Annotated in this window: 10 protein-coding genes; 7 read left to right on the top strand and 3 right to left on the bottom strand. The window is 65.0% G+C overall.

Annotation, left to right across the window (positions count from 1 at the left end; translation table 11 throughout):
• Window positions 1-263 precede the first annotated feature (263 nt).
• Window positions 264-677, bottom strand: a complete 414-nt coding sequence (locus CF70_RS16795; protein ID WP_235185090.1) for a hypothetical protein — start codon at window positions 675-677, stop codon at window positions 264-266.
• A 1124-nt stretch (window positions 678-1801) separates the two neighbouring features.
• Between CF70_RS16795 and CF70_RS16790 the strand changes: the two genes are divergently transcribed.
• A complete protein-coding gene (locus tag CF70_RS16790) occupies window positions 1802-2809 on the top strand; it encodes a hypothetical protein (RefSeq protein ID WP_152561840.1) in 1008 nt (335 codons plus the stop codon).
• Between the two features lie 309 nt (window positions 2810-3118).
• On the opposite strand, the gene CF70_RS16785 is transcribed toward CF70_RS16790, so the two are convergent.
• Complete coding sequence (locus CF70_RS16785) at window positions 3119-3649, bottom strand: aminotransferase class I/II-fold pyridoxal phosphate-dependent enzyme (RefSeq protein ID WP_051648568.1); 531 nt, start codon at window positions 3647-3649, stop codon at window positions 3119-3121.
• A gap of 107 nt (window positions 3650-3756) precedes the next feature.
• Window positions 3757-4458, bottom strand: a complete 702-nt coding sequence (locus tag CF70_RS16780) for a GntR family transcriptional regulator (RefSeq protein WP_035866892.1) — start codon at window positions 4456-4458, stop codon at window positions 3757-3759.
• Between the two features lie 196 nt (window positions 4459-4654).
• On the opposite strand from CF70_RS16780, the gene araD reads away from it, so the two are divergent.
• From araD to CF70_RS16750, 6 genes are all read left to right on the top strand, one after another.
• Window positions 4655-6394 (top strand): L-arabinonate dehydratase, encoded by a 1740-nt coding sequence (araD, locus tag CF70_RS16775; RefSeq protein ID WP_035866890.1) that lies wholly within the window; start codon window positions 4655-4657, stop codon window positions 6392-6394.
• A 33-nt stretch (window positions 6395-6427) separates the two neighbouring features.
• On the top strand, window positions 6428-7156 hold the full coding sequence (locus CF70_RS16770; RefSeq protein ID WP_035866888.1) for a ribonuclease activity regulator RraA: 729 nt from the start codon (window positions 6428-6430) through the stop codon (window positions 7154-7156).
• An 89-nt stretch (window positions 7157-7245) separates the two neighbouring features.
• On the top strand, window positions 7246-8250 hold the full coding sequence (locus CF70_RS16765) for a Bug family tripartite tricarboxylate transporter substrate binding protein (RefSeq protein WP_035866885.1): 1005 nt from the start codon (window positions 7246-7248) through the stop codon (window positions 8248-8250).
• Window positions 8251-8380: 130 nt separating this feature from the next.
• A complete protein-coding gene (locus CF70_RS16760; protein ID WP_035866883.1) occupies window positions 8381-9370 on the top strand; it encodes a tripartite tricarboxylate transporter substrate binding protein in 990 nt (329 codons plus the stop codon).
• A gap of 82 nt (window positions 9371-9452) precedes the next feature.
• Window positions 9453-10448 (top strand): Bug family tripartite tricarboxylate transporter substrate binding protein, encoded by a 996-nt coding sequence (locus CF70_RS16755; protein WP_035866881.1) that lies wholly within the window; start codon window positions 9453-9455, stop codon window positions 10446-10448.
• 49 nt (window positions 10449-10497) lie between these two features.
• Window positions 10498-11436 (top strand): 2-hydroxyacid dehydrogenase, encoded by a 939-nt coding sequence (locus CF70_RS16750; protein ID WP_035866878.1) that lies wholly within the window; start codon window positions 10498-10500, stop codon window positions 11434-11436.
• Window positions 11437-11481 lie beyond the last annotated feature (45 nt).

Raw genomic sequence — 11481 nt, 5'->3', positions numbered from 1 at the left:
AGGGCAGGCATCAAACAATCCTTAACAGAAGGGGCCACAGCCGGTCGCGAGCGCGTCGGCTCTTGCCGACCCGTTACCGTCGTTCGGCCCAGTGGCACCTCGACGGCAGCTTGCAAGGCACAACGGCCATTCGCTCGATCACATTGGCCGGCAGGTCCTCGGCCAAAGCTGCCGGTTGCGAGCCGAACTCAATGCGCTCCGCATGGCCGCATCTATGGATGCAGCACCTACCGGCAAGTGCTGGCCGCTATCCGGTTGCCTGACTATCGCAGGAGGAACGCGATATCGTCGACGCTGACCTGCGTGATCGGCAGGCCCTTGCGACGCTGGAGCTGGAAATGCTGCTGCACCCGCCTGCGTTGCGCCGAAAAGATTGCCTGATCTATTGGGGCGCCGATACGAGCGTAGTGTTCCACCAGCAGCTTGTAGGCTCGGCGCCTGATCTGCAAGGCCTCGGTTTCAGCTCGCAGCCGCTTCCATTCGGCTGGACTCGTATCCATAGCGTGTTGGAGTTCCTCCAACGTGCGGGCGTGAAGGTCACGATAGATGTCGCGCTCAGCTTCTGCCTTGTGCAACTCTTCCCGCATCGTGCGAATCTTTTGCTGCAACTTCAGGCTCTGACTAACAGCCTGCTGCATGCGGCCGGTACCTTCCAACGCGCTACTGGCTATCGCCATTGTGCTCTTCCAAAAACCCGACTCTGCCGACCCGGAATCCGACGACCAACTGCTCACGACTTTTCTTAGCGTTTTCATGTTGATGACATCACGATATGGTTCCCGATTCTTAGCCGCCCCGCGCAAAGCACCGGTAAAGCTTAGAGATAGATATATCGGCAGCGAAGTCAAAGCCCTTTAGATATCGAGAGTAGATCAATGCGAGGCCGACGCCATATCGGTCAAAAGTATGTTTCAGGAGCGAACGGCTAACCAGTGGGCATCTAGCGTCAGTTGCGTCGCGTTCCGAGCAACGGCACCTCACCGTCGAAGGTTTCTCCAGGCATAAGACGGAACCTGCACGCCCGATTTCAGCCAGCGGTCCCTCTGCCAAGCCGAACGGCAGGGAATCGGCCGACTCGGCCGTCCGACGGTGTAAGGGCGGCCGGCAGAAGCCGGATGCTCATGGGACATTCGAGTGGCCGGAGCGGCCCGTTAGTCAATGCCTCAAAATGGCCGGAAGGGGCCAAGCCGGTCGCGAGCGCGTCGGCGCTTCCCGACCCGTTTCGACCCTTCAAGCCGCATGCCGTGGACGACCGGCTCGGCCGACTAGCGGTCTCTTGGCGGCTTAGAGGAGTGTCCGATTCCGACCCGACTGAAGCGGACGTTCAGGACAACGATCAGAGTCATTTGCGTAAGAAGTGTTTCAAATATGTTATTAAAAAATTTTTACACCAGAGCTGAAAAATACTCTTAACATGCTCGCTTGATTTAACTTGAGCATGTTCTATTCTCCCCCTCAAATGTCCGCACCAGCGGGGACAGTACCTTGAGTATTTCGGGGCGATTAAAGTCGTGCTCCAAGTGTGGGCCTCGGACGGAATCATCGTTGTCGATGGCCTTAACCCGCTAACGCCCAACGCCAGTGCGACCCAGTTTAAACCACGGCACCGTGCAAGAAGCCGAGTCGGTGGCGCCGAGACCATCCAGGATTGCTTCCGCGTCAGTGAATCAGGCTGCGAGGGTGTGCTGACCCGGCGCCCATGCGAACCTGATCCATGAAAATTTCCACCACATGTGGCGTTGACATGGTTTTGTTAGCCGCACTTAGTCAGTGAGTTCGACCACGCTCCTTAAGAGGCCGCATGAAAAAAGCTACTGCAAAGACCAAAGCGGTAAATCTGCGCACCTTGGGCCGGGCCACACAGAAAGGCGCGCGGCTTCGGCTTCAGGAGAAGTTTGATTCGATCGTGGAACGGCGCAGGGCGAGTGGCGCGAGTATCGCTGCGGCGACTGAGGCGGCGAGCGTGGCACTTCGGCGTGTGTTCGCCGAAGACAAAAAGTTTGTGGCTGCGATAAAGCCGCTTATCGCAGCGTCACTCACCGAGTTGCCCAAGATCGAACGGACTAAGGCTAGGCTCGGGCGGCCGCTCTCTCGGGAATCCGCCCTCGGCCTGCTGTCTGGGAGCGGCATCCGCGACTTGGGAGGTTCGTCGGGTGGCATCGGTATGACGATGGCAAAGGACACGAAGGTCGATGTGCGGGTGCCGCCGTATAACGATGCCTGGACGAACGCCAGCGGGGGCCGCCATCAGCAGCAGATCGTTTGGGCAGATAAGGACAAGGGCGACTTCGGATTTCTGTACACGATCGGCAAGGAGGGTGGCTCGTTGACATGTGGCGCCGGAGTCGAAGTTCTGTTTATGCGCGATTCCCCGGGGTTTCCGCCTGGTCAGGGACCAGCCGGATTTGCGCAGGTTCGCACCTATACGCCCTACGATTACATATGGCGCGACAAGTCTTACCTGGGACCCGCCCACCAACACGCAGGCTTTGGCGTCCTTGTCTGGAGTGCCCCGATTGCCGGCGGCCCCTCGCGGACAGACTTGGATCACGAGTACTGGGTATGGAGTGATGGAACCTCATGGTATGAGGAGCACAACAACGGGAGTTTCCCCGGCCGGGATTCGGAGATTGCATTGCAGTTTGGAAATGAAGCTCCGTATTTCCCGATCGAACCCGGTCGCATATACGGCGCCTGGATTTGGTGCTTTGCCGATGGCGATGCTCACGGTGCGGATCTCACTTCGGCGGGGTTCGCTCAAGCCCTCATCCAGGCGACCCCAAAGCTGATCGTGATCGGACAACAGTAGGCGGGCGCGGCGCCTGTGTGTAGCGAAGCTGCCGCCAAGGCGGCCACTGCGTCGGGATCCCTGGCAGGGGCCCCCGCAACTGGAGTCGATCTAGCCTGCTTGTCAACGCGCGAAGGTCCGTTGTCCGGTGCGAAGCAGTCGCCTGGAAGTTTCGTTGCCGGTAGCGGCGAACGCCGCTTAGTGGCCGACAGCGGTCCCACCTGGCCGCATCACCCCCTGCTGCTGCACGCCAGTCCAGCTAAATCGGGTTTCCTACAGACGGGAATCGTCATCACCCGATCTGATGATGACCGCCGCGCGGCTCACATTTCACATAGCGGGCAGATGCGCCTTCACGATCCGCGCATGGCTCAGTGCGTGCTCGACGATTTCAACGGCTGCCGTGCATTGCTCCACCGTATGGTCGGCCATCGCCAGCATGCGCAGCCGTGCCGCATTGCGCGGGGCCGCGGGAAACTCCGCCAGGCCGGCCATCAATCCCAGGCGCGTCATCTCACGGCAGGCAAGGCGCGCCAACCCATCCGGCCCAAGCACGATGGGCACGACCGGCGACGGCTGCCCTGGCACCGGCAGGCCGTACTCAGCCGCCGCGCTGCGCAGCGCCGTGATGGCGCGCATCAGCGCGTTGCGCCTTTGCTCGCCTTCCTCCGAGCGCACGATGCGCAAGCATTCGAGGGCCACGGCGAGCTGTACCGGCGACAAGGCGCTGGAGAAGGCGTTCGGGGATGCGTACTGGCGCAGGTATTCCTTGATCGCCAGGCTGTCGGTTGCCACAAAGCCGCCGTTGGGCGCGAACGTCTTGGACAAGGAGCCCACGATAAGGTCGACCTTGCCAAGCAAACCCTGCAGCCCGATCTGTCCCGCGCGCCGCCTGCATCATCAAAACTGATGATCGCCGGCACGGCATGCGCGAGGGGAACCAGGGAGACCGATCTACTTCAGATGTTCTACTGCAGATAGCTGCCGAAGCGTGCACGGATCTCGTCAAGATTGGCGAGCGTGCCGGACAGGTGCCGGCGCAGGCTGGCCTGCGCCTCGTCGGCGTCGCCCCTGGCGATTGCATCGACAATGGCGGTGTGATCCGCCACCACGGCGTTCGCCTTGCCGGCGATCGGCAGGTGCAGGCGGCGCAGGCGATCCAGATGGCCGCTCTGGCGGCGCACCAGCATCCACAGGTCCGGCACCCGCGCGGCTTCGTACATCTGGCGGTGGAATGCCTGGTCGAACAAGGAGAATTCGGCGAAATCCTGCGCCGCGAGCATGGCCTGCTGCCGCGCCACGCTAAGGCGCAGCCGCTCGACCAGCGCCGGGTCGGGTTCCTGCGCCAGGGTGCGCACGATTTCCACTTCCACCGAACGCCGCAGGAAATGCGCTTGCTGCGCCAGGGCGACGCTGATGGGGCTGACCACGGTGGCGTGCTGCGGAAAGATATCGACCAGCCCTTCCTCGCTGAGCCGCATCAGCGCGTCGCGCACCGGCGTCTGGCTGATGCCGTATTGCGCGGCCAGCTCGGTACGCGACAGCACCGTGCCGGGGGTCAGCGTCATCGAGATGATCATGTCCCGCATATGCTCGAACACCTGCGGCGCGGCATGCCGCGTGCGGTCGAACTGGAAATGCATCTGGGGCGGGGACAGGGTGGCTTCCATCTGGCGGTCTGGTTTCAGGACATTGATGCGCCTTATCGCGCATAAGGACGCTGCTTCGCGTCCCCTGCAGGCATTCTAATAGAAAGTTTTCCCGTTTGACACACTAATATATTAGTGCTTTAATGGCCAACATGAGATCAGTTGTCGTACCTCCAAGGGAGGGCGATCCCGATGACAACCCCCCATGGAAGAGACAATGACGTCCCGAAAGAAGACGCCCGAAACGCTGCGCAGCGCGCGCTGGTTTGCTCCCGACGACCTGCGCTCCTCCGGGCACCGCTCGCGCATCATGCAGATGGGCTACTCGCCCGACGAATGGCTGGACCGCCCGATCATCGCGATCATCAACACGTGGTCCGACATCAACCCCTGCCACTCCCATTTCAAGCAGCGCGTCGACGACGTCAAGCGCGGCATCCTGCAGGCCGGCGGCTTCCCCATCGAGTTGCCCGCCATTTCCCTGTCGGAGAGCGCGGTGAAGCCCACCACCATGCTGTACCGGAACATGCTGGCGATGGAGGCGGAGGAGTTGATCCGCTCCCATCCCATCGACGGCGCGGTCCTGATGGGCGGCTGCGACAAGACCACGCCCGGCTTGCTGATGGGGGCGTCGAGCGCGGGCGTGCCGGCCATCTACGTGCCGGCCGGCCCGATGCTGCGCGGCAACTGGAAGGGCAACGTGCTGGGCTCCGGTTCGGACGCCTGGAAATTCTGGGACGAGCGCCGCGCGGGCAATATCAGCAAGACCGAGTGGATCGGCATCGAGGGCGGCATCGCCCGCAGCCACGGCACCTGCATGACGATGGGCACCGCCAGCACCATGACGGCGATTGCCGAGGCCATCGGCATGACGCTGCCGGGCGCTTCGTCCATCCCGGCCGCCGACGCCAATCACATCCGCATGTGCTCCGAGGCCGGACGGCGCATCGTGGACATGGTGTGGGAGGATCTCACCCCGCAACGGATCCAGACGCGCGCCTCTTTTGAAAACGCGATTGCAGTGGCCATGGCGATGGGCTGCTCCACCAACGCCATCATCCACGTGATCGCGATGGCGCGCCGTGCCGGACACGATATCGGGCTGGAAGATTTCGACGCGGCCAGCCGGCGCGTGCCGGTGATCGCCAATATCCGGCCCAGCGGCGACAAGTATCTGATGGAGGATTTCTTCTACGCGGGCGGCCTGCCGGCGCTGATGAACCGCATCGGCGACAAACTCCACCTGGATGCGATGACCGTCACCGGCCGTACCCTGGGCGAGAACATCGCGGGGGCGGAGGTCTACAACGACGACGTGATCCGCACCCCGGAAAACGCGCTCTACCAGGAAGGCGCGCTGGCCGTGCTCAAGGGCAATATCGCGCCGGACGGCTGCGTGATCAAGCCCAGCGCCTGCGAGAAACGCTTCTTCAAACACACTGGCCCGGCGCTGGTGTTCGACGACTATCCGTCGATGAAGGAAGCGGTGGAGCGCGACGACCTCGACGTCACCGCCGACCACATCCTGATCCTGCGCAACGCCGGCCCGCAAGGCGGCCCCGGCATGCCGGAATGGGGCATGCTGCCCATCCCCAAGAAGCTGGTGAAACAGGGCGTGCGGGACATGCTGCGCATGTCGGATGCGCGCATGAGCGGCACCAGCTACGGCGCCTGCATCCTGCATGTCTCGCCCGAGTCCTATATCGGCGGCCCGTTCGCGCTGGTGCGCACCGGCGACATGATCTCCGTCGACATCGACCGCCGCAGCATCCACCTGGAAGTGTCCGACGAGGAACTGGCTCGCCGCAAGGCCGCATGGACGCCGCCGCCGCCGCGCTTCGGGCGCGGCTATGGCTGGATGTTCTCCCAGCACATCCGGCAGGCCAACGATGGTTGCGACTTCGACTTCCTGCAAACCGACTTCGGGGCGCCCACGGGCGAGCCCAGCATCTACTGATCACCGACTCCGCTCATCGACTCCGAACCCGCCATGACCCAAGCCAGCAAGCTCAGCCAGCAAATCATCGACCAGCTCAAGACCGTCAGCACGGCGACCCTGTGCACCGCGCTGTTCAAGCGCGGCCTGCGCAACCAGTTTATCCAGGACGTGCACCCGCTCAATCCCGAGGGCGGCAACATGGTCGGCGAAGCCTTCACGCTGCGCTATATCCCGGCGCGGGAAGACCTGAACCCGATCACGGTGTTCCAGGACCCCAACCACCCGCAGCGGCAAGCGGTGGAACAATGCCCGCCGGGCGCGGTGCTGGTGATCGACAGCCGCAAGGACGCGCGCGCCGCCTCCGCCGGCTCGATCCTGATCACCCGCCTGATGCAGCGCGGCGCGGCCGGCATCGTCACCGACGGCGGCTTTCGCGATTCGCCGGAGATTGCCCGGCTCGCCATGCCGGCTTATCACCACCGCCCTTCCGCGCCCACCAACCTGACGCTGCACCAGGCGATCGAGATCAACGGGCCGATCGGCTGCGGCGACGTCGCGGTGTTCCCCGGCGATGTGGTGGTTGGCGATGCGGAAGGCGTGATCGTCATCCCGCGGCACCTCGCCGAGGAAATCGCGGCGGAAGCCGTGGAGATGACCGCCTTCGAGGACTTCGTCACGGAGGAAGTGATGAAGGGCCGCTCGATCATCGGCTTGTATCCGCCGACCCAGGAGCAAAGCCGGCTGGACTTCGCCGCATGGCGGCAGGCCACGGGCCGCTGAGCACGCACATCGCGCACGCAGCGCAAACAAGCACATGAGACAGCCGGCCCCCCGAAGCGCGGGGCAAGGCCGCCACGGATGGAGACAAGATGAATCACAGTAAGCGAGGCGCGCTGCGCCACGTTGCCGCCCTCGGCATGCTGGCTACCGCCGGCGCCATCGGGCTCTTTGGCGCGAGCGCCCACGCCCAGGACAAATGGCCGTCGCGCCCTGTCACCTGGGTAGTGCCGTTCGCGGCGGGCGGCTCGACCGACATCGTCGCCCGCACCATCGGGCAGGAAATCTCGAAATCGCTGGGCCAGCCGGTGGTGGTCGAGAACCGGCCCGGCGCGGCCGGCGCGGTGGGCGCGGGCTACGTTGCGCGCGCCAAGGCCGATGGCTACACGCTGTTCGGCGGCACCATCAGCACGCATGCCATCAATGCCAGCCTGTACAAGAACCTCACCTACGATCCGGTGAAGGATTTTGAGCCGGTCTGCCTGATCGCCTACGTGCCCAATGTGCTGATGGTCGATGCGAAGCTGCCGATCCATAACGTGAAGGAGCTGATCGCCTATGCGAAGCAGCATCCCGGCCTGAGCTTCGCGTCCTCCGGCGCGGGTACCTCGACCCACCTGGCCGGCGAGCTGTTCGCCGACATGATCAAGGTGCCGATGACCCACGTGCCCTACAAAGGCAGCCCGCAGGCGATACAGGACGTGGCTGCCGGCCTCGTCCCCTTTCTCTTCGATCAGCTGACCGCGGGCGACGCGATGATCAAGGCCGGCAAGCTGCGCGCGCTGGCCGTGACCTCGCCCAGGCGCTCGGCGCTGGCGCCCGATGTGCCGACCATGGCGGAGGCCGGCGTGCCAGGCTTTGAAATGGTGTCGTGGCAGGCCCTCTACGCGCCGCGCGGCACGCCGAAGGACGTGGTGCAGCGGCTGAACGCAGAAGTGGTGCGCGCGCTGAAGCAGCCCGCCGTGCAGCAACGGATGACGCAGCAGCTGGGCATGGAAGTGGTGGGCAGCAGCCCCGCCGAACTGGCGGCCTTCATGGGCAAGGAGATTCCGCGCTGGGCGGAGCTGGTGAAGAAGTCGGGGGCAACGGCGAATTGATCGCTGGTTTGATGCGCCAAAGCCGTCTGGAATGATCTGGATTGACGAAGGCTGTCGCTCCCTCTCCCGCAAGCGGGAGAGGGAGCAAGAACCAGCACGACAACAAGTCCGTCTGCACGCAGGAGACAACATGCACTTGCACAACAAACCCATCGCCCACGTGCTCGCCGGCATCGCGGCCGCACTCGCCTTGACCGCGCCGGGCATCCATGCCGCCGAAGCCAGCTATCCCGCCAAGAGCATCACCATCGTCGTGCCCGCCTCCCCCGGCGGCGCCATCGACCTCGTGGCACGGCTGGTGGGCCAGAAGATGACCGAGGCCTGGGGCCAGCCGGTGGTGGTGGACAACCGCCCCGGCGCCACCGGCATCATCGGCACCGACCTGGTCGCCAAGAGCCCGCCGGATGGCTACATGCTGGCGCTGGTGGCCAGCAGCCACGCCATCAATCCGAGCATGGTGAAGAAGCTGCCCTTCGACACCATCAAGAGTTTCGAGCCGGTGGTGCTGACCCACGTGGTGCCGCTGATGCTGGTGGTGTCCCCTTCCCTGCCGGTGAAATCCGTCAAGGAACTGATCGCCTATGGCAAGGCCAACCCGGGCAAGCTGTCGTTCGCGTCCAGTGGCTCGGGCGGCGCGCCGCACTTCTCGGGTGAGCTGTTCAAGAGCATGGCCGGCATCGACATGATCCACATTCCCTACAAGGGCAGCACGCTGGCGCATCCGGACCTTACCAGCGGCCGCGTGTCCCTGATGTTCGACACGGTTGCCGCGATCGGCCCGCAGGTCAAGGGCGGCAAGGTGCGCCCGCTCGCCGTGACCACGGCCAGGCGCTCGTCGACCGCGCCGCAGGTTCCGACCATGGCGGAAGCCGGCCTGCCCGGCTATGAAACCAGCACCTGGGGCGGCGTGCTCGCGCCGGCCGGTACGCCCAGGGCGGTGGTGGACAAGCTCAACGCGGAGATCAACAAAGCGCTCGCATCGCCCGATGTGCGCGAGCGCCTGCAGAACGCCGGCATCGAACCCGCGGGCGGCACCCCCGCGCAATTCGCCAGTTTCCTTCAGGTGGAAATGGGCAAGTGGGCCAAGGTTGCCAAGGACGCCGGCATCCAGCCCGAATGAGCGGCGCGCCGGCAGCCGCTACCCCACACATGCCGCCGCGCCATCGCAACCGGCACTCAAGCAGTCCTCCCGGAGACAGAACATGAGCTTGCTCACCCCCCTGAAACCGCGCCGCCGCGCGGCACTCATCGCCCTGGCTATCGGCGCGTGGCTGCCCGCCGCGCACGCCCAGTCCGGCGTGGCCTGGCCGGCCAAGCCCGTGACCATCATCCTGCCGTTCGCCCCTGGCGGCGGCACCGATGTGGGCACCCGCCTGGTAGCGCTGCGGCTATCGCAGCTGTGGGGCCAGCCGGTGCTGGTGGACAACCGGCCCGGCGCGGCCGGCAACGTCGGGCTGGACATCGTGTCCCGCGCCAGGCCGGATGGCTACACACTGGTCGCGGGCAATGTCGGCACGCAATCCATCAATCCCACGCTCTACAAGAAGCTCAGCTACAACCCGGCCGCCTTCGTGCCGGTGAGCCTGATGGCGGAGCTGCCGTTCGCGCTGGTCGTCACGCCCAAGCTGCCGGCCAGGACGCCGAAAGAACTGGTGGCGCTGGCCAAGGCGCAGCCCGGCAAGCTGACCTACGCCAGTTCGGGCAGCGGCGGCTCGCCGCATTTGTCGGCGGAGATATTCAAGGCCGCCACCGGCACCGATCTGCTGCACGTGCCCTACAAGGGCGGCGGCGCCGCCATGAGTGACCTGATGGCGGGCAATGTCGACATGCTGTTCGCCTCCATCCTGGAAACCGCCGGCCATGTGAAATCGGGCAAGCTGCGCGCGCTGGCCGTGACCAGCAAGGTCCGCTCGCCCGCGCTGCCGGACGTGCCGACCCTGGCGGAAACCGGCATTGCCGGCGCCGAATCGGGATCGTGGGTCGGCCTGCTGGCGCCGGCGGGCACGCCCAAGGAAATCGTCGACAAGATCGCCGCCGGCGTCAAGGAAGTGGTGGCGATGCCCGCGGTGCGCGAACAACTGATTGCGCAGGGCGCCATTCCCGTCGGCAGCACGCCGGCCCAGTTCGCCGACCTGATCGCCACCGACCGCAAGCGCTACGCCAGGATCATCCTGGACAACAAACTCAGCGCGGACTGACATCGCCAGCCTCACGCAGTCATCGCCGTCACCAACCGGATCTCTTCTCATGAAACAACGCCTGCTCCAGCACGGACGCTTGCCGGCCGCCCTCGAAGCCAGCCTGGCCGAACACTATGACGTCCACCCGCTGTGGACCGAAACCGATCCCGCCGCCTTCCTCGCCAGCCACGGCGGCGAGTTTGCCGCGCTGACCACGCGCGCCGCGATCGGCGTCGACGCGGCCATGATCGCGGCCATGCCGGCGCTGAAGGTCATCTCCAGCTTTGGCGTGGGCCTCGACAAGATCGACCTCGAAGCCGCGCGCGCGCGCGGCATTGCAGTGGGCTATACCCCCGACGTGCTCAACGATTGCGTGGCCGACACGGCCTTTGGCCTGCTGATGGACGTGGCGCGCGGCTTCAGCGCGGCCGATCGCTTCGTCAGGCGCGGCGAATGGCCCAAGGCGCAGTTCCCGCTAAGCACGCGCGTCAGCGGCAAGCGCCTGGGCATCATCGGCATGGGCCGCATCGGCCGCGTGATTGCCCGGCGCGGCTCCGGCTTTGACATGGAGGTGCGCTACAACAGCCGGCGCCCCGCGCCGGATGCGCCCTACCGCCACGAGCCCTCGCTGACCGAGCTGGCCAGGTGGGCGGATTTCCTGGTCATCGCCACCGCGGGCGGGCCGGAGACCCGGCATCTGGTCTGCGCCGAAGTGCTCGAAGCGCTCGGCCCCGACGGCTTCCTGATCAATATCGCGCGCGGCACCGTGGTTGACGAGGTGGCGCTGGTGGATGCGCTGGTGCACCGGCGCATCGCCGGCGCCGGGCTGGATGTGTTCGAGAATGAGCCGCACGTCCCCGAAGCCCTGTTCGCGCTGGACAACGTGGTGCTGCTGCCGCATATAGCGAGTGCCACGCACGAAACGCGCAATGCGATGGCGGACCTGGTCTTCGACAACCTGCAGAGTTTCTTCGCCAGCGGTGCCGTGAAGGCTGCGGCGGTATAGGGCAACCTGGATGCCGGGCGATGGCGCGGGGGGCACGCTCGCCCC

Origin of the sequence: Cupriavidus sp. SK-3, from assembly GCF_000611145.1 — a bacterium.
Classification (GTDB): Bacteria; Pseudomonadota; Gammaproteobacteria; order Burkholderiales; family Burkholderiaceae; genus Cupriavidus.
The sequence above is the reverse complement of the archived record's forward strand: the minus strand, read 5'-3'. Positions and strand labels throughout refer to the sequence as shown.